Source organism: Streptomyces sp. NPDC055632, from assembly GCF_053618675.1.
On the sequence record NZ_JBSHHY010000001.1, the window covers coordinates 335,964 to 358,106 of the forward strand.

A 22,143-nucleotide genomic window follows, 5' to 3' on the forward strand; every position below is an offset into this window, starting at 1 on the left:
CGTTCACCGGCCCTTTCCCGGTGGCGACTTGGAACGGCTCACGCGGGCCCCCGGAGGCACGAGGACCGTGGTGTTCAGTCTCCGGTCGTCGCCGGCCCGGCAGCATGCGGGAGCGGTTCGCTGGATCCGCGGATCACCAGGCGGGTGGGGACCGTGACGGTTCGGGCGCGGGTGCGGTCGCCGTCCAGACGGGCGAGGGCGGTCCTGGCTGCTGCCTCGCCGATGGCCGCCGGGTTCTGGGCCACGACGGTCAGGGCCGGTTCGAGCACGTCGCCGAGAGGCAGGTCGTCGAACGTGACCAGGGCGATGTCCTTGCGCCTCGCGCGGGTCAGTTGGGCCACGACCCCGAGGGCCATGATGTTGTTCGCCGCGAACAGGGCGGTGGGCGGGTGCGGCAGGCCCAGCAGTGCGGTGGTCTCGGCAGCGGCTGTTTCCTGGCTGTGGGCGCCGGTCACCAGGGTCCGGTCGTAGGGCAGGCCGGCCTCGGCGAGCGCCGCACGGTAGCCGGCGAGCCGCTCGCGCTGGGTGTAGAGCTTGGCGGGGAGGTCTCCGACGAAACCGATCCGGCGGTGGCCGCGGGCGATGAGGTGGGAGACGCCCTCGTGGACGCCCGTCCGGTTGGAGCTGACCACGCAGTCGGCGGAGAGGCCGACTCCCGGCCGGTCGAGGAACACCAGCGGCAGACCGGCCGTGCGCGGTGCCTTGAGATGGCTGTGGTCGGCGCCGAAGGCGGGGACGACCATCAGCATGCTGACCCGCCGGGCGAGGAAGGTCTGGATCAACGCCCTCTCCCGGTTCGGGTCTTCGGCCGAGGAGCCCATGAGCAGGGTGAGCCCCCGGCTGCGCACGAGGTCCTCTATGCCGCCGGCGACGGTTCCGAAGAAGGGGTTGCCGAGGTCGGGCACGACCAGGCCGACGGTGGTGTCGGGGCCTCCGACACGGATGTTGCGGGCCATCAGGTTCGGCTGGAAGCCGAGCTTCTCGACCGCCGCGAGCACCCGTTCGCGGGTCTGCGGGGAACTCGGCCCGTCCTCGTTGAGCACCCGGGACACCGTCTTGGCGCTGACGCCCACTTCTCTGGCGACATCGGCCAGTGTGGGGCGGCGGCTCGCGGCCATGTACCACCGTTCCTGTACGTTCGTCGGGCCCGGCCCCGCCGGGGAGCCGGGCCCGCTGTCCTGATCGTGCGGCGACCTCACGGTCTGCGCGGTGTCGCCTCTGCGGCGACTCAGTGGGCGGACACGCCTGCCGCTTGGGCGGCATCCGCGTCAGCCACGACCGTACCTCCATCGTCGTTCACCCGGAGCGCTCCCGTCATGATGGCGACGACTTCCGCCATGGAGTGGTCGGACGGCTTGATCAACGCCTCGCGCCGGCCGAGCCGGTGGATGTGGATGCGGTCGGCGATCTCGAAGACGTGCGGCATGTTGTGGCTGATCAGGACCACGGGCATGCCCTTGTCGCGGACCCGGCGGATCAGGTCGAGGACCTGCCCCGACTCCTTGACGCCCAGTGCGGCGGTGGGCTCGTCCATGACGACGACGCTTCTCGCCCAAGCGACGGACCGCGCGACCGCCACGGCCTGGCGCTGACCGCCGGAGAGGGTCTCCACCGGCTGGGTGAGCGACCGCAGTCCGATCTTGAGGTCGGCCATGTGGGCCGCCGCCTCCCGGCGCATGCGCTTCTTGTCGAGCATGCGCAGCGCGCTGCCGAGGAAGCCCGGCCGGCGCAGCTCGCGCCCGAGGAACATGTTGGACGCGATGTCCATGGAGGCGGCGACGGCCAGGTCCTGGTAGACGGTCTCGATGCCGTGCTGCCGGGCGCTCTGCGGTCCGGTGAACCTGATGGGTTCGCCGTTCAGCCGGATCTCGCCCTCGTCGGGGGTGATCGCGCCGGTGAGGGCCTTGATCAGGCTCGTCTTGCCGGCGCCGTTGTCGCCGATGACGGCGAGGACCTCGCCGGGCAACAGGTCGAAGTCGGCTCCGTCGATGGCGGTGACGTGGCCGTACCGCTTGACCAGGCCGCGGGCCTGGAGCACGGGCGTGACGTCGGCGGTGCTCATCGTGACTTCCTCCGGGAGATCTGGTCGACGGTCACGGCCAGGATGACCAGGACGCCGGTGATCAGGGTCTGGTAGATGGAGGCGACGCCCATCAGCTGGAGGCCGTTGCGGAACACCCCGACGATGAGGACGCCGATGAAGGTGCCGAGGACGGCGCCGCGGCCGCCGAAGAGGCTGGTGCCGCCGAGGACGACGGCGGTGATGCTGTCCAGGTTGTCGGTCTGCCCGGCCTGCGGGTCGCCGACGCCGGTGCGGGAGATCAGGAGCAGCGCGGCGATCCCGTAGACGGCTCCGGCCAGGGTGTAGAGGCCGATCGTCAGCCGGGACGTGCGGATGCCGTTGAGGCGGGCGGCCTCGGGGCTGTTGCCGAGCGCGTACACGTGCCGGCCCCAGGACGTGCCGCTCAGCGCGTAGGCGAAGAGCAGGAACAGGGCGATGGTGACGAGCGAGCCGTAAGTGATGTCGGTGTTGCCGAGCGGGAACGTTTCACCGAGGGCGGTCAACGGCGCCGGAAGGTTGGTGATCGTCTGCTCGGCCGAGTAGATGTGGGTCAGGGCGAACGCCACGTTCAGCATGCCGAGGGTGACGATGAACGGCGGGAGCGGGATCATCTGCACCAGCAGGCCGTTGACCAGACCGAAACCCGCGCAGACGACCAGACCGAGAGCGATCGCGACGAGCGGTGGCAGGCCGCCCTCGACAGCCGTCTTGGCGATGACGATGCTGCCGAACGCCATGACGGCGCCACAGGAGAGGTCGATGCCGGCGGTGAGGATGATCAAGGTCTGACCGATGGCCAGCGTGCCCACGACCATGACCTGCTGGACGATCAGCGAGAAGTTGCCGCCGGAGAGGAACTGATCGGTCGTCAGGGAGAAGAAGACGCAGGCCAGCAACAGGGCGACGAGTGGGCCCGTGGTCGGGGTGGCGAGCAGCCGGCGGACCGTGGTCGGTCCTTTCAGCTGGTCGTAGGGCAGGGGTGTGGCAGTCATGGTGGTCCTTGCCGGTGGTCGGCGGTCGACGGAGCGGGGTTCGTCAGGAGATGCCGGAGGGCTGTCCGGCGCGGGAGGCGTGCGCCGGAGCGCGCCGCGGGGGCGGATCCCCCGAAGGGCGCGGGCGGCTCGCCCTCAGGGGCGGGGAAGCCGGGTGCGGGCCGTTCGGCCGCAGGAGCGGCCGGTCGGGAAGGGGCTTTCGCGGCGCGCTCTGATACCGGCGCTCAGCCCCAGCACTTCTCCAGGCCGTACGCGGTGTCCTTGGCGTCGACACCCGCCTTGGCCGCGTCGGTGATGAGCGTGACGCCGGTGTCGGTGTAGCCGGAGGCCTTCTTGCCGTCCTTGGCGAAGTCGGCGACCGCCTTCACGCCCCGGGACGCCATCTCGAGCGGGTACTGCTGCGAGGTCGCCGCGATCTTGCCTTCCTTGACGGCCTTCGTGCCGGTGCAGCCGCCGTCGACGGAGACGACGAGCACCTTCTTCTCCAGCCCCTTCGCCTTGAGCGCGGTGTAGGCACCCAGCGCGGCCGGCTCGTTGATCGTGTAGACGACGTTGATGCCCGGGGCCTTCTGGAGACAGTTCTCCATCGCCGTCTGACCCTTGGCCTGGTCGCCGCCGGTGTCCTGCATGCACACGATCGACGGGTCGCCCTCCGCGACGCCGAAGCCCTTGAGGAAGCCCTGGTGGCGCTGCACCCCCACCGCGACGCCGGGCGCGAGGTCCAGCGTGGCGATCTTCGCCTCCTTGCCGGCCATGGCCGCCTTGGCGTACTGGCCGATGAGCTCGCCCGCCTTGACGTTGTCGGTGGCGAAGAGGGCGTCGGTGGCGTCCTGCGGATCGGTCGGGCTGTCGAGCGCGATGACCAGGATGCCCTTGGCGCGTGCCTTCTCGAGGGCGGGAACGATCGCCTTGGAGTCGTTGGGCGTGATGAGGATGCCCTTCACCCCGGAGTTGACCATGTTCTCGATCGCGGTGACCTGGCCCGCGTTGTCGCCGTCGAACTTCCCGGCCGCGCTCACGAGTTCGACGCCGTTGGTCTTCGCGGCCCGCTCGGCGCCTTCCTTCATCTTCACGAAGAACGGGTTCGTGTCCGTCTTGGTGATCAGCCCGACCTTGACCCCGCCGCCACCGGACCCGCCCTGCGCTCCGGAGCCGCAGGCCGTCAGGGTCAGCGCCGAGACGGCGGCGAGAGAGGTGAGCCCGATGGAGGCGAAGGTGATGCGGTTTCTGTGAAGCATGGCTGATCTCCTGCTGGACGAGGACGGTGTGGCCGGGATCGAGGTACCGCGGAGCGAAGGGGCTGCTGCTGCCGAACGCAGCCGAGTGGTGTCATCGTTGACCGATGTCATCGTTGACACCACTTGCGGAGGATGATGAACTCCATCACCCGGAAACGTCAATGCCTTCTCGCCGTCACAAATCGGCAACGCCGTCCGCCCGCACCGCCTCACGCCGAGAGCACCGCTCTTCGTGAGCCTCCTCAAAAGCCCTCGAAAACGCAGCCCTCCGCGCTGCCCACCTGGAGAGAACGAGCCATGCGCCTGCCTCTGGTCACCGTCCTCGGAGAATGCGTCGCGGACGCCTTCACCGTCCCCGCGCCCGTGCCGGGCGAGCTTTCCCTGCGGGTCCTGCCGGGCGGCGGCCCGGCGAACACGGCCGTGGCGCTCGCCCGTCTGGGAACGCCCGCCCGCTTCCTGGCGCGGCTGTCCGACGATGTCTTCGGCCGCCTGTTCCGCGGACATCTGGAAGCCTCGGGTGTCGACCTCACAGCCGCGATACACGCGCCCGAGCCCAGCACACTGGCCGTCGCCGAACTCGACGTCCAAGGACAGGCCGCGTACTCCTTCCACGCCCAGGGCACCGCGGACTGGCAGTGGACGGCGGACGAACTCGCCGCCGTGGACCTGACCTCCACCGCCTGCCTGCACTCGGGGTCCCTGGCCCTGGTGCGCGAGCCCGGCGGCACGATCGTGGAGGACTTCCTCACCCGCGCCTCCGCCACCGCCACGATCTCCGTCGATCCGAACGTCCGGCCGTTGCTCGTGGCGCCCGGGATCTACCGCGAACGCCTGCCGCGCTGGTGCGCGAGCGCGGACATCCTCCGCCTGAGCGAGGACGACCTGGAACTCCTGCTGCCCGGGTACACGATCGAGCGCGCCTGCGACGCCTGGCACGTGGCGGGTGTGCCGCTCGTCGTGATCACCCGCGGGAAGCGCGGCGCGGTCGCCTCGCTGAACGGCGAGCGGGTCGCCGTGCCGGCGCCTTCGACCGACGTGGTCGACACCGTCGGCGCGGGTGACTCCTTCACCGCGGGCTTCCTGCACCACCTCGGCGCCAAGGGGCTTCTCGGCGGGCGGCTGACGGACCTGCGGATCGACGATGTCTTCGACGCCTGCGCTTTCGGCTCTCGGGTGGCGGCGCTGACCTGCGGCGTCGTCGGACCGAACCCGCCGTGGGCCGACCAGTTGCGGCTGCCGGCGCCAGTGGCCGGACACATCGCCGGCTGAACCGGCGGCCAGAACGAACTCGGGCCGAACCATTGACGCGCGACCCCATGCCCGCACATCATCACTCCGCACTGGGTGTCATCGTTGTCTTATGTCATCGATGACACCCATCCTCCGGGTCGCCCCCACCGCCCGGCACTGCGAATCCCCCGGCGTCGTACCACCGCAGCGGACGCGGCCACGACGCCGCCGCCCCCAGTGCAGGAGAAACCATGAGCCGAGCCCCCGTACTCCGCCGTGTCCCGCTGCGCCTCACCGCCGCCGTGATGGCGACGTGCGCGCTCACCGTCTCCGCCGTCGCCCCGCAGGCGGCGGCGGAGGACAGCCGGCCGTACACGGAGACGCACCGCCCGCAGTTCCACTTCAGCCCCGCGAAGAACTGGTTGAACGACCCCAACGGACTGGTCTGGTTCAAGGGCGAGTACCACCTCTTCTACCAGTACAACCCGAACGGCAGCACCTGGGGCGACATGTCCTGGGGCCACGCCGTCAGCAAGGACCTGGTGCGCTGGCAGGAGCTGCCCCTCGCCATTCCCCACGACGACAAGGAAATGGTCTTCTCCGGCAGCGCGGTCGTCGACCACGGCAACACCACCGGGTTCGGCACCGGGCGGAACCCCGCGATGGTGGCCGTCTACACCAGCCACTACAAGGACACCGGCAAGCAGGCCCAGTCCCTCGCCTACAGCACCGACCGCGGCCGCACCTGGACCAAGTACGCCGGCAACCCCGTGCTCGACATCGGGTCGAAGGAGTTCCGCGACCCCAAGGTCCAGTGGCACGCACCCACCAAGAGCTGGCTGATGACGGTGTCACTGTCCACCGAGCACAAGGTCCGGTTCTACTCCTCCAAGGACCTCAAGAGCTGGACGCACCTGAGCGACTTCGGCCCGCGGAACGCCGTGGGCGGAGTCTGGGAGTGCCCGGACCTGTTTCCGCTGCCCGTCGACGGCGACCCCAAGCGCACCAAGTGGGTGCTCGTCGTCAACATCAACCCCGGTGGCATCGCCGGCGGTTCGGCCGCCCAGTACTTCGTCGGCGACTTCGACGGCACGAAGTTCACGGCCGACGACGACGGCTCCTACACGCCTCCCCCCGGAGTGGTGACGCAGGACTTCGAGGGAGCCGACTACGGCACCTGGCAGACGACCGGCACCGCCTTCGGCGACGGACCGGTCCCCTCGCCGGTGCCCGACCCCTCGGGCACGAGCGGGTTCGAGGGCAGGGGCTACGTCGACAGCTTCCACGGCAGCGACGCCGAGACCGGCACCCTCACCTCCGCGCCCTTCACCGTCACCAGCCCCTACCTCAACTTCAAGGTGGGCGGAGGCCGCCACCCGCACGTCCCCGACTCCGTGACGGGCGACTCCCCCGCACCCGCGGGCAAGGTCCTCGCCGACTTCGAGCAGGACGCGTACGGATCCTGGACCACCACCGGTACCGCCTTCGGCAACGGGCCCGCCCGCGGCACCCTCCCCGGGCAGACCCCGGTGTCCGGACACACGGGCACCGGTCTGGTGAACACGTTCCTGGGCGGCGACGCGACCACGGGCACCCTCACCTCGCCCGAGTTCACCATCACCGCCAAGCACCTCAACCTCCTCGTCGGCGGAGGCAACCACCCCTCCGGATCCGACGCGCCCACCGCCGTCCGGCTCGTCGTCGACGGCAAGACGGTGCGCAGCGCCACCGGCACCGACTCGGAGGCGCTCAACTGGGTCTCCTGGGAGCTGGGCGACCTCGCCGGCCGGACCGCGCGCATCGAGGTCGTCGACGAGAACACCGGCGGCTGGGGACACATCCTGCTCGACCAGGTCATGCTGTCCGACACCCCCGCACAGCCCCGCTCGACGGAGACCGCGGTCAATCTCCTCATCGACGGCAAGGTCGTCCACAGCGCGACCGGCGCGGACAGCGGAGTCCTGGACTGGGCCTCCTTCGACCTCCGCGCCCACCAGGGCAAGCGGGCCACCGTCCAGATCGTCGACATGAACACGGGCGGCTGGGGCCATGTCATGGCCGATCACTTCGTCGCCGCCGCCCAGCCCGCCCGCTCGCTCCTCCAGCGAGCCGACTGGGTCGACTACGGCAAGGACTACTACGCGGCCGTCTCCTGGGAGGACAGCCCGGACGGCAAGCGGAGCATGATCGGCTGGATGAACAACTGGCAGTACGGCAACGACACCCCGACCTCCCCCTGGCGCGGCGCGCAGAGCATCCCGCGGGAGATGGCCCTGCGCACGGTGGACGGCAGGATCCGGCTGACGCAGCGGCCCGTGTCCACCGTGAACTCGCTCCACGGTTCCCTGACCAGCGTGCGCAGCACCAGGATCGCGGAAGGCTCCGCGCCTCTGGCAGCAGGCCGCGCCGACGGCAAGGCACTCGACATCCGGGCTACGTTCACCCTCGCCGACGCCAAGCGCTTCGGCTTCAAGGTGCGCACAGGTCAGGGCCAGGAGACCGTCATCGGCTACGACAGGGAGACCCAGGAGCTGTACGTCGACCGGACGCGTTCGGGCGCGGTGGACTTCCACCGCGACTTCCCCGGCGTCCAGCGCGCACCGCTGACGACCAGGAACGGCAAGATCGAGCTCCGGATCCTGGTCGACTGGTCCTCGGTCGAGGTGTTCGGCGGTCAGGGCGAGGCCGTGATCACGGACCAGATCTTCCCCGACCCGGACAGCGACGGCATCCAGCTCTTCGCCGAAGGCGGCTCCGCCCGCCTGGACAGCGCCGACGTCCGGCAGATGCGGCCGTACCGCAGCTGACCGCCTGACCAGCCCGCCGACGGTGGGGAGGTGGCCACCGGTTCATGTCGGCCCGCGTCCCCACCGTTCCGCCCTGCCGGTGTCACCGGCGAGAGACAGGAGACAGAGCATGAACAAGACGCTGCTGGCCGAGTTCACCGTGCTCCCCGGAAACGAGGAACGCGTCGCCGAGCTCGTCCAGGACTACGCCGCCCGCGTCCGCGAAGAGCCCGGCAACCTGGCGTTCGAGGTGTACACCAAGGAATCCGCCCCCCTGGCGTACTGGATCTTCGAGGTGTACGCGAACGAGACCGCCTTCCAAGCCCACTTGGCGGCACCTTACGGTCCGCCGTTCAACGCGGTCCTCCAGCCGTTGATCCAGGAGGAGGAGTCCGTGCTCACCTTCCTGAACCCGCTCGGCTGAGGAACCGGCGACCACCTCGCACCCGCACTCCGCGTTGCTCGTGCGTCACCGTGCGCAGAAGATCAAGGCGTCGTGCCGGCCTCGCCTCCGGCACTGCCACCCGGCCGCTGCCTTGGACCGTGTCCTATGTGGTGAGGCGGACGAGCCGTTTGTAGCAGCAGAGGGCTGCGGCGAGGCCGAGGAAGGCCAGGTAGTTGCGGGGACGGCGTTCGTGGCGGTGGTTGAGCCCGCGGTAGCCGGTGAGCCAGGACATCGTGCGCTCGATGACCGATCTGCGGCGCCCCAGTCGTTCGCTGGACTCGGTGCCCTCGCGGGCGATGCGGACGCCGATGTGTTTGCCGTGGAGCCATTTCCGCAGCTCAGGGATGCCGTAGACCTTGTCGGCGTGCAGGCGCCGGGGTCTGAAGCGGCGGCCTCGGTGGGGGTCGTGTCTCGGTTCGGTGACCGAGGACCATGGGCTTCAGACCCTCGCTCTCGTACGTGACCGGCTGCCGCAGACGGGCGCCCGAGCGAGTCCTGGTCAGCGGTGACAGGTCTCTTGGTCAACCTTGGCGACGACGCTGCTCTGGCCCATACCCAGCATGTTGCGGCCACCCTGCCCACAACCAAGGACGACGACACGAAACGCTGGATCAGCGCGGTCCGCATCCTGATGTCCCACACCAGCCTGTCGGACAGCCGGCACCACATCTGCCGGGCCTTCGACCACGGCAATGCCCTCTTCCGCACCGTCATCGACCGGATCGCCCTCTATCCCGACCATCTTCACATCTCGGCCCCGGGTATCACCGCCCTCAACGAAGACGACCTGGCTGACCTCTACACCCGCCTGTGTCAAAGAGACGACCTGCACTGCCCCTTGCCTGACCACGGACCAGGCATTGCCTACCAGGCCACATCCACCGAGACACTCCACGAGTTCGCCGACAGTCTGATCCGACTGATCGCCGACAAAGAAACCCACCGGGCAGCCAACCGCCTCACCCGTATGGCCGCGTCCGGCACCGCCCACAACCCCAACCGGCTCCGCTCTCCGGCACGCCACACCGCACGCCAAGCCGCCCGAAACCAGCACGAGCCGCTGCCCGCACCTCAACTACGGAAGCTGGCCGCCGACCACGCCCTGCGCGTCATTACCAACGAAACCCAGCTCCTCGATGTCGTCATGGGAGCACTCGACGACGTACAACAAGCACTCTCAGGCCCCCATGGCATGGCCATCCTCCTATGGAACCGGTCCGCTGCCAAAGAGGTCTGCGCGATGTGGCCGATGTGGGAAGAAGACTTCAGCGACCTGGTCACGAGTCTGCTGAGGATCCACCTCACAGGCAGGCGCATCATCCTGAACCGCGAGGTCCAGGTAGACCGCCCAGGCACCAGCAGCGGCCGTACCGACATCCACATCCAGGCCACGGCCCCCACCCACAGGCCGATCCCCTCGCCGTGATCATCGAGAGCAAGGGCTGCTGGAACCCCGGACTGGATACCGCACTGACCGAGCAGCTTGTAGACCGCTACCTACGCCGCCCCCACACCGCGGGCATCTACCTGGTCGGCTTCTTCGACTGCGATCTTCGGGACTCAACGAGCAGAAAACGCTGCTCACCGAGGCACACCAAGAATGAAATCGAAAGCCGACAGCAGGAACAGGCACTCCAGCACACCGCCCCAGTCCTCGTCCGAGTCCTCGACTGCCGACCTCCCGCTGCCCAGGAAGACTGAAACCTGACGAGCTCGTGCACGGTAGGCGGTGAGGTGTCAAAGGCTTCAGCATGGTTCCGTGTTCGCATCTGCCATGCCGAAGCCAGGTTCGCTGTCTGCTGGTGAGACACTAGACCGGCGACGGCCTGGATGGTGTGACTCATGTTTTCGCGGCGGCCGAGACGGCGGGTCGGGGCACGCCAGTTTTCCAAGTGGGCGATGCCGTGCTCGACCCGGATCCGCCTCGGGGGTGCGCTTTGCGTCGGCGCTCGTGGATCTCCTCATACCGGTCCGGAGCATTCTTCTTGAACTTGCGGTGCGGTCAGGGTGATCACCCGTCCGCCGATCTGAGCACCCAGGCCTTGATGGCCGGCGTCGGCGAGGATCTCCACCGCGGGTCCGCCCGTCAGGAACTTGACCAGACCTAACCGGCGAGCATGGGTGATGTCCGCGCAGCTTCCGGGCTTGGCCGGGCTGCAGAACAACACCCGTCCGTCCTTGTCCGTGACCACCATGGTCTTGACGGCGTTCTGCTTGCTCTTGTCGGAGATGAACCTGTCCCGGTCCTTGCGTCCGGCGGCCGGCCGGCGGACCCGGATCTCGGTGCCGTCGATGATGCCGGTCTTCCCGTCGGCGCCGAGGTGGTCGATGACCTCGGCCAGGGTCCGCAACCGCACCCCAGGACTGATGGTGCAGCCGCGTTCGGCGAGCAGTGGCCGCGCCTCACCAACGGCGCGGGTGACGGTGGAGCGGTCCACTGCGGACCAGCAGGCCAGCACGTCGCGCGTGGCAGCGTGCCGGAAATGCACGAGGGCGGCCAGAAGCCGGTCGACGAAGACCGACCGGTGCTTCGCGCCGGCACCGATCGCCCGCTTCCGGAGCCTGGACGCAAGCCTGGCCCGGTGCCGTCCATGCCACAACGGGCCAAGCTCAGAAACGAGTTCAGCGATCACGTCGGCCGACAAGCCCGTGATCCTCCGGTCGCTGATGATCGCTGCACGAGACGCGTTCCCCACCACACGACCATGATCGACGATCAGAAGATCGACGCCTCACCACCTACCGTGCACGAGCTCGTCAACCATGTGGCGGCGCGCTCCGCTCTTCGGGGTCTCGCCGGCGACTGCGTGCAGGGTGATCCGGCGACTGCGGTCGCTGCTGGCCATCGTGCCCGCCGCCCACCCGGCCGACGCGGTGGAGTGGTCATGAATCATGGACGGCACACTGAGCGTTTTCCAACCTGGTCTCTGTGATCGCCAGTTGGGCTGACAGCGCAGTGAAGCCCCTGATAGATGGGTTTTCGACCGAGAGAACCGTCTCCGCCAAAGGCTTCACATGCTTGTGTACCCGTCGGGGATCGACGTGTCGAGTTCCGCTCTGCGTTTCCTGTCCGCCCGGCTGCGTGCCCATCGCCGCGAGCGTGGCACCCGCTGGCGGCGGCTGACCACCGGCTGCCAGGCCCTGTTGGCCCTGGCCCACCTGCGGTGCGGGCACACCTATGCCCAGCTTGCGGCCGGCTTCGGCGTCGGCACCACCACCGCCTACCGGTACATCGCCGAAGCTGTCGAGGTCCTGTCCGAGCTCGCCCCGGACCTGGCGAGTGCGGTCAAGGCCGCATCCCGCAAGGCGTTCGTGATCCTGGACGGGACACTACTGGCGATCGACCGGATCGCCGCCGACCGCCCGTTCTACTCCGGGAAGCACAAGAAGCACGGCATGAACGTGCAGGTCCTCGCCGACCCGTTCGGCCGCCTGCTGTGGGCCTCGCCCGCCCTGCCCGGCGCCGTCCACGACATCAAGGCGGCCCGCAGCCACGGCATCATCGATGCCCTTACCGACGGCGGCCTGGCCTGCTGGGCCGACAAGGGCTACCAGGGCGCCGACGGCACCGTCCGGGTCCCCCTCCGCGGCCGGTGGGAGCGACTGTCCGCAGGTCAGCAAGCCGTCAACATCGCCCACGCGCGCATCCGGGCCCTAGGCGAGCAGGCCATGGCCACCCTGAAGACCTGGCGCCTGCTACGCAAACTCCGCTGCAGCACCAATCGCATCACCAGGCTCGTCCAGGCGATCCTCACCCTGCACCTGAACTGCACAAACTGAGGTAGGCCGTCGTCCTTCACACGCCTCGACCTGGGGCTAGAAAAGACTCCATGAGTTTCGACATCTTCGTGTGCCGGTTCGAGAACGGTGAGCCGACCCGGTTGGACATGAGTGCTGCGCACGAGGTCCTCGACCCCTATGTGGTGGCAGGGGACCCCCGGACGAACTTCCTGCAGGTGTGTACGGCGGAGAGGGAGGAGGCGTATGTGTTCATCTCCAGCCCGGACAACATCACCTTCAACCGCTTCGGAGGCGGCGGAATCATGGACCTCCTGGCCGTCCTGCTGCGCCGGCTGGACGCCGTGCTCGTCGTCCCGGGCGGACCAACCATGATTCAGCGGGACGAGGACCGCGACCTTCTGCCTGCCGCTCTCAGGGACGAGTGGCCCGTCGTCGTGGCCCGCACCGGCGCGGAGATCGATCGGGCGATCCGGGCTTCTTAAACGAACGGACGAGGGGCCCATCCCTGGTGCGGGCCACCAGGAACGGCCTCGTGAAGACCGCTCTCGTCCTTCACCACGCTTCGACCTGAGGTTGGAAAAGGCTCACTGTCACCATCTCCCGCGTCTCGGGGACCTCAGTCCCTTCAGGTCGGGCCTCGAGGCCCGACCTGAAGCGATAGATTTGGGGTGCTTGTTCGACGCCGTGCCACGGTCGCCGGTGACGCTGACGAAGAGTGAAGGGAACGTGGGCCGAGTGCACCAGGTGGCTGTCGAGGAAGCCCTGGCCCAGCTGGCCGCCGCTTCCGCGAACTTCGGCTTTCTGCTGCCGCTGGAGCCCCTCCTACTGGTGTACGGCGCGGGTGCTGAGGCCGACGCGTACGACCGCCCGAAGCGGTCCCTCGCCCAGGCCCGGCAGTTCGCGGAGGTCCTGACCGCGGAGTCCGTCCGGCTGCTCGGTCCGGATTCCAGCGACGGCCCGGTGCACCGTGTGCTGGCCGAACTGCGCCGCTCCGGCGACCTCACACCAGACGGCGAGGCCGGACCGGACGACCGGTCCCGTGCCCGACGTCTCGTACGCCACTGCTTCGACCTGGGCGTCTGGTACTTCCGGCTGCGGACCGGAGTGCGTGACGCGCTCTCCTTCGTCCCGCCGGCCGAATGGGAAGACGCCCCGGTAGGCTCACCGCACCGGCAGATCCCCATGCGGGAGCAAGTGACTGGCTTGGCCACCCGGGTTGCCCTGCTCGACGAGTACGCCCCCGTGCTGCGGCGGTCCTTCGACCGGCGTGCGCCCGCTGAGACGGCCACCCACGCGCCCCTGAAGGCACGTTCGGCCCTCCTGGAGGCGGAGTGGCGCGTCGCGGATCTGCTGACCGAGGCAGGATGGGCCGTACGGAATGATTCGGACGCTCCGCACGAGCTACTGGTGCGGGGGGTTGCGGTGCGTGGCGCGACCCAACCGGACCAGGCAGCGGGACCAGACTACGTGCTCCGCGTCGACGGCCGGCCGGTGGGCACCGTTGAGGTGCGGCCCCGCGGCAAGGATCTGCGGGCTGCGCTGGCCCGGCCCAGTGAGGCTGGCACCCCGTCGACGGCATCCGCGGAGCAGCGGATGCCCTACACCTACGCCACCGACGGCGTCCGGGTGCTGTTTCAGAACGGGGATGACCCCGAGCCGCGCTTCCGGGAGATCTTCAGCTTCCACCAGCCGGATACCGTGGCCCGCTGGCTGCGGGAGGCCGTGGCCGATCCCCAGGCGCCGACGTTTCGGGGCCGCGTGCGCCGCCGTCTTCCGGACCTCGATGATGATGGCTATGCCCAGAGTGTTCTACGGTCGTGGCAGTACGACGCGGTGCGGGCGTTCGAGAGCTCGCTGCGCCGGGGCGAGCGCCGGGCCATTGTCCAGATCGCCGTGGGGGGCGGCCGAGCGGTCACGGCCGTCACCGTGGCCTACCGCCTGTTGCGGCACGCCCGGGCCCGCCGAATTCTCTTCCTAGTTGACCGGGTGGACCTCGAAAGGCAGGCACTGGCGACCTTCGCGGCGTACTCGGGTCCTGGCGAAGACGGCCGGAAGTTCACCGAGTCGTATCGGGTAGAGCGGCTGAGCTCGGACGTCGTGCCATCCCAGGAGGTCGTTGTAAGCACCGTGCAGCGGCTTCACAACGTCCTGTCCGGGGGCAAACCGGCGTCCGGAGTCCGCTACCGCCCCGATCTACCCCCCGAGTTCTTCGACCTCATTATCGCCGACGACTGTCACCGGTCCGTCTCCTCCCGATGGCGCGCGCTGTTCGATTACTTCGACGCGCCGGTGCTCGGCCTGACGGCTACCCCGACGGACCAGGCGCTGAAGGTCTTCCAGGGCAATCTGGTCAGCTCCTACACCTTCGCGGACGCCGTCGCCGACGGCCGAGCCGTGGACATCACCATCTACCGCATTGGCCGCCTCGACACGCGACCGGAGTGGGCGGCCGACACCCTGGAGGAGTTGGACCTCGACGCGAAGGAGACCCTCGGTCGCCGTCGCTCCGTGGTGAGCGGCCAAGCGCTCCACGCCGCGCTCACGGCGTTCAAAGAGGGGTTGCCGTCGATGTTCCCCGAGCGGGAGTGGCTCGGTTCCGAGAATGTGGCGCTGCCCAAGACCGTGGTCTACGCGGCCGACGACCGGCATGCAGACGAGGTGGTCGACGCTCTGCGCACGGTGTTCGGGCAGGGGCCTGGCTTTTGCCAGAAGGTGAGACTCAACGGCGGGTCACCGCACCTGTGGCTCTCGCAGTTCCGTAACACAGTCGAACTGCGGGTCATCGTCGTGGTGGGCCCGCTCACCGGTGCGGACATCGCCCCCGTCGAATGCCTCTTGTTCCTGCAGGACGTCAAGTCCTCAAATCGGTACTTCCAGATGCTTGCTGTCGGGACGCGCCCTATCGCGCCAGCGGAACTGCGGGCGGTCACCCCCGGCGCGTCGGCCAAAACCCACTGCGTGGTCGTGGATCCGGTCGACGTCACACGGCACCATGCTGGTCAATCTTCCTCAATGAGGAAGCGGGGGCGAGAGAAGGACGCGTACGAGGCACCGGCCGCTGCCGCAACGGTCGACGACGCCGAGGTCATGGAGCATTGGCGGTCCTTCCTCCGGGCGGGCAACGGCCCGGCACGGGAGCTGATCACCGGAACAAGGGCCCTGACTGAGGGGGACGTCCGGATGCTTAGCTCATGGGCCGAGTCTCTGGCACGACCGCCGCATAGCCTGACAGCGGAGCGGATCTGGAGCGCGTACGAACGCGCCGGTGTCACTGTGCCGGATCCCCGTCGGCCGCGGACAGCGAAGGGGCCCGTGGACCTCCTTGCCCTCGTCCGGCACGAAGCGGGCCTGGAGCCGCGCCCGCGCCCCTACCGCGACCAGGTCTTCGAACGGCTCGACGCGTGGATCGACCACCAGGAGCGCGGGGGACGGTCCTTCGACTCCGACCAGGTCTGGTGGATGGAGCACATCGCGGACGGCACGGCGGCCGGCGGACACTTCACCACCGCATCTCTCGACACCGTTCCCTTCACCCTCAGGGGCGGCACGTCGGGCTTCCTGCGCGCCTTCGGCGAGCAGGGTGCGGTCCGCCTGCTGGACGAGCTGCGGAGTGTGCTGGCGTGAGGGCGGGACTACCGTTCGGCTGGACCGAGGTTCCGCTGGGCGAGCTGTTGCGCGAGCCGCTGGCGGCGGGCCGGTCCGGTCAGGCCGTCCCGGGAGGGGTGCCCGTCCTGCGCCTGCCCGCGCTGCGGTCGGCGACGGCCGACCTCGCCGAGTCCCGAGAAGGTCCGTGGGCGTCGGCAGCGGAAGCGGAAGCGGCCGACCATCTGATCCGGCCGGGCGACATCCTGATGAGCCGCAATGGCGGGCCGGGGGCGCGGATCGGGCGGGCCGCCCTGGTCCGCGAGACCACCAGGCCCACGACGTACCCCGGCACCATGGTGCGGGTGAGGATCGACGAGCGGCTGATCGATCCCGAGTACCTGGTGTTGGCGTGGGCGTCCCGTGCCGTACGGCGCCAGATCGAGTCGTCCGTGCGTCAGGGCACCGGCATGGGGCACATCGCGGCACGGGATCTGGAACGGGTTCGGCTGCCGCTGCCCCCACGGTCAGAGCAGGAGCGGATCAAGACCTCTCTCGCCTTCTGGTTCGCCAGGGTCGACGATGAGGAAGCCGCCGTCCGCGACATCCTGCGGCGGGTGGAAGACCTCCGCGCCCTCGTGATCGACCGGGGCGTCCTCGGCCACACCACGAACGGGCCGCACGCGGACCCGGAGTCTTCTGCAGGCGCCCACCGTGCTCCCCTGCCCGCCGTCCCCGAGGGATGGCGATGGGCCACCCTCGGCGAGCTGGCCGAAGTCGTACGCGGGCCCGTGACAAACAGCCGGCGTGCCGACGACCCGCACGAGGTCGAGGTGGGCTCCCTGCGCCCGGCCGAGCTCCGGGGCGAGCGCTGGGCACACGAGCGGATACCGACGGTGCGGCTGGACGCCCGTAGAGCGGAGACGACCCGGTTGAGCCCCGGGGACGTCCTTTTTGTGCTGAGCGGACAGCCCGACAGCCTCGGCTTCGCCCGGGTGTGGGAACAGGACTCCTCACATCGCACGTACGTACCGAACCACCACGTGGCACGGGTCCGTATGACCGGGGACGCCCTGCACCCCCGGCTGCTCGCCCTGTACGCGAACGGGCCCGGCCGAAGCTGGCTATGGGGCGCCGCACGGAGCACAGTCGGCCTAGCCTCCCTGGGTCTCGACCAGCTGCGGCAGACTCCCGTACCCGTGCCTCCACTCGCCGAACAAGGCACGCTCTTGGCCTCCTTGGAGGCGTGGAACAGCGGACTCACCTCTGTTACGGCCTCGACCGAGGAAGCCTTGACAATGGCGGACCGGCTACGTGACGGCTGCCGGGAGCAGGCCCTCGCGGGCAGGCTGCCCCGCGGCGCAGCGCCGAGTAGCGAGAACGACGTACGACTCAAGGGAGCAGTGACCGTGCCGCCGACGACGCCCGCACGACTGCCTGTCAACCGACCTGAGGTGGAGCGCCAGGCCCAGCACCTTTGGTCCTCCTTCCCGCTACTGACCGACGACGGCCTAACAGCTTTGGAGTACAGCGAGCAGGTGACATACCTGCTCTTCCTCAAGACGGCGCAGGAGTTGCGGCGCCGACCCCTCAACCGCGTCGACGTCTTGGGGCGCGACGCTTGGGACGAGCTCGCGCTGCACGAGGGCACGGAACTGATCCAGCACTATGGCGCCCTGCTGGCGGAGCTTGGCGAGCGCGGCGGCGTAGTCGGCCGCATCTTCCGCAAGGCCCAGAACCGCCTCCGCCGCCCGCTGCACCTCCAGAACCTGATTCAACAGGTCGGGGAGGGGCTCCCGTGGTGGGACGAGCGGCCGGAGTGGCGCGCCCCGGTCTTCGATGCATTCCTCGCCCGGTGCGCTCAAGACTACCGGACCGCCGCAGGCCAGTACTTCACCCACCGGGAGCTCATCGACGCCATCGTCGCGTGCTGCCGTCCGACCGTCGAGGACACGATCGTGGACCCGGCCGCAGGCACCGGGGGATTTCTGGTGCGGTCCTTCGAGCACATCGCCCGGCACCTCCCGCCGGGCGTCCCGCCCGACCAGCGCGAGCAGCTGGCCCACGGCGCGATCCGCGGGACGGAACTGGTGGACGCGACGGCGCGCCTCGCCACCATGAACCTGTTCTTGCACGGCGTCGAGCGCCTCGACGGCAACCGGGCGGCCATCGAGGTGCGGGACTCCCTCGCGGTAAGCCCCCGCCGCCGGGCCACCCTCGTCCTCACTGATCCGCCCATGGGGCAGCGACGCTCAGTGACCTCGTCCACCGGCGCGTCCGACCTCCATGGCACCGAGGAGCTCGCCCTCACCCGGCCGGACTTCTGGGAGGCCACCAGCCATCAGCAGCTCAACTTCGTCCAGCACGTCTACACCCTGCTGGAGATCGGCGGCCGGGCCGCTGTCGTCGTACCGGACGGCGTCCTTTTCATGAAGGGCGCCGGGGAACGGGTACGGAGACAGTTGCTGAAACAGTGCGACGTGCACACCCTGCTCCGCCTCCCCATCGGGCTCTCCGCAGGCTTCTCAGGGGTAAAGCTCAACGTCCTGTTCTTCGAGAAGGCCGCGGCCCGCCCCGACGGATCGCCGGCCACCCGCCAGCTCTGGGTCTACGACGCGCGGACCGGACACACGGCCGTCGCCTATTCCCCGGGCTCCGGTCTCGACGCGTTCGTCGCCGCCTACCGGCCCGGGCACCCGCCCGAGACTCGCGCCGCGTCACCGGTGTTCAAGCCCTACTCCGTCGACGCGCTCCTCGCTACGCCCGGAGCCAACCTCGACCTCTACGCCGACCTGCGCGAGGAGAAGCTGGGAGAGGTTTCAGAGCCGCACCTGATCGCCCAGCAGATCTCCGAGCGGCTGGAGGACGCCTGGCGACGGTTCGCCAGGCTTGCGAAGGAACTCACGCCGCCGCGCGATGCCCGCACGTTCCGGTCCGGCTGAGGGGGGATCCAATGCAGCTGCTGCAACTGAGGCTGCCCGACTACCGCGGCCTGCGGGACTTCACCCTCGACCTGGAGAGCGCCGTCGACAAGGGGCAGGCCATCGCCGTACTGATTGGCCCCAACGGAGGCGGGAAGTCCCGGATCCTGCACGCGCTCGCGGAGCTTTTCGGGGCTCTCTACCGCTGCACCCTCGGCCATTCGGGCCGTACGGACTTCGGATACGTGGTGCGCTACCGGCTCCGCGACACGACCGTCGAGATCGTGCAGCCGTCCGCCGAGGCGGATCCGGTCATGTGGGTGACGGACGCCGCCGGGTCGCGCGACGATACACCGCGTCACGACTGGCTCCGCCACCTTCCCGACCACGTCTTCGGGTATCAGGTGCACGGCCGGGTCCCTTGGGGCTCCGAGTTCGAGCGCCACGTGCACTTCGCCGAGGCGGAGCTGGCGACGTGGCGCGAGCAGTGGACGGAGTCCTGGTTTGCCTGGCAGGACCGGCCGGAGAACGAGGAGGGGGTCTGGTCAGAACATCTGGAGCTGCCGATCACGTGCCCGCTATATGCCCCGGGATTCCTGTGCACGCCCGACTGGCTCCCCCTGGTCCTGCTCTCCCTGGCCGGCCAGTGGGCGGACGTCTTCGGCGACTACCTCAGGGAGCAGGCCAGGGTGGACGGGGTGGTATCCGCCACGCTGCACCTGCGCGCCCCCGCGTCGGTAGGGGAGGATCTGTCGGCCCTGCCGTACTGGGGGCTGGGCGGGCCGCCGCGCGCCCTGTTCGCCGAGGCGGCAGCATCCGGCCGCTTCGGACCGGTGCCGGAATCGGACCCGCTGTACAGCGCTGGCACCCCCGACGACGGGTTCGCCCTCACCATGAGCAGCCCCGAGGACCTGCTCGCCTTCCGCAACCTCTTCGACAGCGACCTGTCAATGTTCGGGCTCCTTTCCACTCTTCAGATGGCTGGCTACCTGACGGTCGACGTGCGCGTCCGCAAGGCGGATGGCGCCGTCGTCCGGTCGGACCAGCTGAGTTCCGGCGAACAGCAGATCCTCACCGTCCTCGGTCTACTACGGCTGCAGCGTGGTCAGGAGTCGCTCTTCCTGCTCGACGAACCCGACGCACACTTCCACCCCGAGTGGAGCCGACGCTGGTATTCGTCAGTCCAGAGCATGCTCGGCGATGGACAGCGCTCGCAGTTCATCGCCGCCACCCACGAGCCCCTTCTCGTCTCGAACATGCTGCGGCAGCAGATCCGGGTACTCGACACGGACGCCGACGGACGGACCACGGCGCTCGTCCCGGAGACCGCCCCGCGCGGCCAGGGGGCCGGCGGGCTGCTCACCTCGGACCTATTCCGTCTCCGAAGCCAACTCGATGAACACACCCAGGACCTGATCGACACCCAGTACCGCCTCATACCAGTGGCCGAGGACGACCCCGAGGCTCGCCAGGAACTCCAAGAGGTCACCGAGCAGCTCGACGGACTGGGCTTCGCCACATGGCGCCGCGATAAGGTGCTCTCTTCCTTCCTGGCGGAACTGCACCGTCGGCGCACGGAACTCGTCGAACGAGCCCGGAACGGGACTATGACGGGCGAGGAGCTAGAAACGACTGCACGTGTGCTCTTCGACGAGCGCTTCTCTCGGGGGGTCTGATCCCGGTGCGCCACGTGGACAACAGCGGACTCACCGCACCCCAGAAGTGGGCAGAGCGGGCCGCTAAGGAACTCGCGAAGCTTTATAAGGAGGCGAAGGACGCGGACAAGGAGCTCTCCTTCCGCGAGATGTGGCGGGAGGACGCGATCCGCGACCGGCTGATCGCTCTCATCGGGGAGAAATGCTGGTACTGCGAGACCAGGTTCGTCCGCTCGCCTTACCACATAGACCACTACCGGCCGAAGTCCGTCGTCGTTGGTGAGGCGGAGCGCCGCGGGTACTGGTGGCTCGCTTACGACCCTGCCAACTATCGTCTCTCCTGCCACCACTGCAACAGCGGCGGTGCCCGCTACGGCAATCAGAGCGCCGGTCCTGGCAAGGGAGCCCGCTTCCCCCTGCTAGGGCAACGCGCATCGGAGGGAGGGAGTCTGGATGGTGAGCTACCGGTTCTGCTCGATCCCGTGGTGGCCGAAGATGCCGAACTTATGGGATTCGACGGGCAGGGCTATGCTCGGCGGCGTCCCGAGCGGCCGTACTCCAAAGACGAAGTGGCACGAGACCTCTGCCGGGTGGACGAGACCATACGCATGCTCGCGCTCAACTCCGACCTACTCATCGAGAGCAGATCTACCCTGATCGGCAGGGTGGACGGACTCGTCCAGTTGTACCTCGCCAGCGGCGGCCACGCCGGCGCGGCGCTGTACGCCCGCACCGAGCTCGACCACTTGACCCAGACGACCGCCGAGTGGAGCGCGGCGGCCGCTGCGGCTGAACGCCTGGCCGTCCTCGCCCACGACCACTCGGGAGACGACGCGCCCCTTGAGGGAGGGGCGGGAAACGACGTCGCCGAACGCGCGAGCGACGGAACCGAGCCCCCTGCAGCCACGGCGACGGGCCATCGCATTGACCTGCGGACCCTGGTGGCCGCCTTACCCGCCGAGGCGTTCTCCGCAGGCGGGATCGCGCTGACAGGCCGAGGGAAACGGGGCCCGGCCAGGGCGACCCTGCTGGCGGACGGCAGCATCATGTGCTTCCAGCGGCCCTTGGCCACGCCCACGTCCGCGGCGCGGATGGCGACCGGCGACGACCAGGTTGATGGGTGGACCTTTTGGTCGTTGACGGTGGACGGCACGACCCGGACGCTCTCCGACCTGCGCGACTTCCTGATCACCCAAAACGGCTGAAGGACACCGCCTGCCACCACGCTCATCCAAACGGCTTGACCAGCCCGACACCGTCAGAACGAACGTCACTCATCGGAAATAAATGGACCATCACGGCGGTCCACTCCCCCTCAAACTCACTCAACGTTGCGAGCATGGCGGCCGCCAGGACAGTGGGCTGAACTTGTCCCGTACTCTGACAACAACTGAGAGACGAGGCGGTGCGATGAGACGCGGACGCTGGTAGACAGCGGCCGGGGCCCGTTCCGTGGAGGCGGCAGTCGGTCACTGCAGGCACGGAGCCAAC

General features: G+C 68.9%; 16 protein-coding genes and 1 pseudogene. 11 read left to right on the forward strand and 6 right to left on the reverse strand.

Annotated elements, in window-relative coordinates; all coding sequences use genetic code 11:
* Nucleotides 1-74: 74 nt before the first annotated feature.
* The 4 genes from ACWGSR_RS01525 to ACWGSR_RS01540 form a co-directional block, all read right to left on the reverse strand.
* Entirely contained in the window at nucleotides 75-1,118 is a 1,044-nt protein-coding gene (locus tag ACWGSR_RS01525; RefSeq protein ID WP_453562902.1) for a LacI family DNA-binding transcriptional regulator, read from the reverse strand.
* Nucleotides 1,119-1,228: 110 nt separating this feature from the next.
* Nucleotides 1,229-2,062, reverse strand: a complete 834-nt coding sequence (locus ACWGSR_RS01530) for an ATP-binding cassette domain-containing protein (protein ID WP_453562904.1) — start codon at nucleotides 2,060-2,062, stop codon at nucleotides 1,229-1,231.
* Nucleotides 2,059-3,054: an ABC transporter permease gene (locus tag ACWGSR_RS01535; RefSeq protein ID WP_453562905.1), complete on the reverse strand. Its 996-nt coding sequence runs from the start codon at nucleotides 3,052-3,054 to the stop codon at nucleotides 2,059-2,061. Before ACWGSR_RS01535 ends, ACWGSR_RS01530 begins: the two co-directional genes overlap by 4 nt.
* Before the next feature lie 224 nt (nucleotides 3,055-3,278).
* The gene (locus ACWGSR_RS01540) at nucleotides 3,279-4,292 is read right to left on the reverse strand and encodes a substrate-binding domain-containing protein (RefSeq protein WP_453562907.1); all 1,014 of its coding nucleotides are present in this window, start codon (nucleotides 4,290-4,292) and stop codon (nucleotides 3,279-3,281) included.
* Between the two features lie 297 nt (nucleotides 4,293-4,589).
* On the opposite strand from ACWGSR_RS01540, the gene ACWGSR_RS01545 reads away from it, so the two are divergent.
* The 3 genes from ACWGSR_RS01545 to ACWGSR_RS01555 all read left to right on the forward strand — a co-directional run bounded on the left by ACWGSR_RS01545 (nucleotide 4,590) and on the right by ACWGSR_RS01555 (nucleotide 8,732).
* Nucleotides 4,590-5,561, forward strand: a complete 972-nt coding sequence (locus tag ACWGSR_RS01545; RefSeq protein ID WP_453562908.1) for a carbohydrate kinase family protein — start codon at nucleotides 4,590-4,592, stop codon at nucleotides 5,559-5,561.
* A gap of 212 nt (nucleotides 5,562-5,773) precedes the next feature.
* Nucleotides 5,774-8,329, forward strand: a complete 2,556-nt coding sequence (locus tag ACWGSR_RS01550) for a GH32 C-terminal domain-containing protein (RefSeq protein WP_453562910.1) — start codon at nucleotides 5,774-5,776, stop codon at nucleotides 8,327-8,329.
* Between the two features lie 109 nt (nucleotides 8,330-8,438).
* Nucleotides 8,439-8,732 carry a putative quinol monooxygenase gene (locus tag ACWGSR_RS01555; protein WP_453562911.1) on the forward strand — a complete coding sequence of 98 codons (294 nt, stop codon included), beginning with the start codon at nucleotides 8,439-8,441 and terminating at the stop codon, nucleotides 8,730-8,732.
* Nucleotides 8,733-8,856: 124 nt separating this feature from the next.
* On the opposite strand, the pseudogene ACWGSR_RS01560 reads toward ACWGSR_RS01555, so the two are convergent.
* Nucleotides 8,857-9,214 (reverse strand): annotated as a pseudogene (locus ACWGSR_RS01560) (transposase); the annotation flags it as partial.
* A 56-nt stretch (nucleotides 9,215-9,270) separates the two neighbouring features.
* Between ACWGSR_RS01560 and ACWGSR_RS01565 the strand changes: the two are divergent.
* Both ACWGSR_RS01565 and ACWGSR_RS01570 read left to right on the forward strand, forming a co-directional pair.
* The gene (locus ACWGSR_RS01565) at nucleotides 9,271-10,179 is read left to right on the forward strand and encodes a hypothetical protein (protein ID WP_453562913.1); all 909 of its coding nucleotides are present in this window, start codon (nucleotides 9,271-9,273) and stop codon (nucleotides 10,177-10,179) included.
* Complete coding sequence (locus tag ACWGSR_RS01570) at nucleotides 10,176-10,454, forward strand: hypothetical protein (protein WP_453562914.1); 279 nt, start codon at nucleotides 10,176-10,178, stop codon at nucleotides 10,452-10,454. The genes ACWGSR_RS01565 and ACWGSR_RS01570 overlap by 4 nt, the downstream gene beginning before the upstream one ends.
* A 260-nt stretch (nucleotides 10,455-10,714) precedes the next feature.
* Here the strand turns inward: ACWGSR_RS01570 and ACWGSR_RS01575 are convergent, their stop codons facing one another.
* Nucleotides 10,715-11,398 carry a transposase family protein gene (locus ACWGSR_RS01575; protein ID WP_453562916.1) on the reverse strand — a complete coding sequence of 228 codons (684 nt, stop codon included), beginning with the start codon at nucleotides 11,396-11,398 and terminating at the stop codon, nucleotides 10,715-10,717.
* 370 nt (nucleotides 11,399-11,768) lie between these two features.
* Between ACWGSR_RS01575 and ACWGSR_RS01580 the strand changes: the two genes are divergently transcribed.
* The 6 genes from ACWGSR_RS01580 to ACWGSR_RS01605 all read left to right on the forward strand — a co-directional run bounded on the left by ACWGSR_RS01580 (nucleotide 11,769) and on the right by ACWGSR_RS01605 (nucleotide 21,857).
* On the forward strand, nucleotides 11,769-12,533 hold the full coding sequence (locus ACWGSR_RS01580; protein ID WP_453562918.1) for an IS5 family transposase: 765 nt from the start codon (nucleotides 11,769-11,771) through the stop codon (nucleotides 12,531-12,533).
* A 50-nt stretch (nucleotides 12,534-12,583) separates the two neighbouring features.
* Complete coding sequence (locus tag ACWGSR_RS01585) at nucleotides 12,584-12,976, forward strand: hypothetical protein (protein ID WP_453562920.1); 393 nt, start codon at nucleotides 12,584-12,586, stop codon at nucleotides 12,974-12,976.
* Nucleotides 12,977-13,238: 262 nt separating this feature from the next.
* The gene (locus tag ACWGSR_RS01590; protein WP_453562921.1) at nucleotides 13,239-16,118 is read left to right on the forward strand and encodes a DEAD/DEAH box helicase family protein; all 2,880 of its coding nucleotides are present in this window, start codon (nucleotides 13,239-13,241) and stop codon (nucleotides 16,116-16,118) included.
* The gene (locus tag ACWGSR_RS01595; RefSeq protein WP_453562923.1) at nucleotides 16,115-19,018 is read left to right on the forward strand and encodes an N-6 DNA methylase; all 2,904 of its coding nucleotides are present in this window, start codon (nucleotides 16,115-16,117) and stop codon (nucleotides 19,016-19,018) included. The genes ACWGSR_RS01590 and ACWGSR_RS01595 overlap by 4 nt, the downstream gene beginning before the upstream one ends.
* A gap of 11 nt (nucleotides 19,019-19,029) precedes the next feature.
* Nucleotides 19,030-20,673: an AAA family ATPase gene (locus ACWGSR_RS01600; protein WP_453562924.1), complete on the forward strand. Its 1,644-nt coding sequence runs from the start codon at nucleotides 19,030-19,032 to the stop codon at nucleotides 20,671-20,673.
* Nucleotides 20,674-20,687: 14 nt separating this feature from the next.
* On the forward strand, nucleotides 20,688-21,857 hold the full coding sequence (locus tag ACWGSR_RS01605; protein WP_453562926.1) for a restriction system modified-DNA reader domain-containing protein: 1,170 nt from the start codon (nucleotides 20,688-20,690) through the stop codon (nucleotides 21,855-21,857).
* Nucleotides 21,858-22,143: the final 286 nt, after the last annotated feature.

Excerpts from the sequence above, each read along its gene's own strand:
- ACWGSR_RS01545 (WP_453562908.1), top strand. The coding sequence starts at position 4,590 with ATGCGCCTGCCTCTGGTCACCGTCCTCGGAGAATGCGTCGCGGACGCC.
- ACWGSR_RS01580 (WP_453562918.1), top strand. The coding sequence starts at position 11,769 with ATGCTTGTGTACCCGTCGGGGATCGACGTGTCGAGTTCCGCTCTGCGT.
- ACWGSR_RS01540 (WP_453562907.1), bottom strand. The coding sequence starts at position 4,292 with ATGCTTCACAGAAACCGCATCACCTTCGCCTCCATCGGGCTCACCTCT.
- ACWGSR_RS01530 (WP_453562904.1), bottom strand. The coding sequence starts at position 2,062 with ATGAGCACCGCCGACGTCACGCCCGTGCTCCAGGCCCGCGGCCTGGTC.
- ACWGSR_RS01525 (WP_453562902.1), bottom strand. The coding sequence starts at position 1,118 with ATGGCCGCGAGCCGCCGCCCCACACTGGCCGATGTCGCCAGAGAAGTG.
- ACWGSR_RS01535 (WP_453562905.1), bottom strand. The coding sequence starts at position 3,054 with ATGACTGCCACACCCCTGCCCTACGACCAGCTGAAAGGACCGACCACG.
- ACWGSR_RS01600 (WP_453562924.1), top strand. The coding sequence starts at position 19,030 with ATGCAGCTGCTGCAACTGAGGCTGCCCGACTACCGCGGCCTGCGGGAC.
- ACWGSR_RS01550 (WP_453562910.1), top strand. The coding sequence starts at position 5,774 with ATGAGCCGAGCCCCCGTACTCCGCCGTGTCCCGCTGCGCCTCACCGCC.
- ACWGSR_RS01585 (WP_453562920.1), top strand. The coding sequence starts at position 12,584 with ATGAGTTTCGACATCTTCGTGTGCCGGTTCGAGAACGGTGAGCCGACC.
- ACWGSR_RS01555 (WP_453562911.1), top strand. The coding sequence starts at position 8,439 with ATGAACAAGACGCTGCTGGCCGAGTTCACCGTGCTCCCCGGAAACGAG.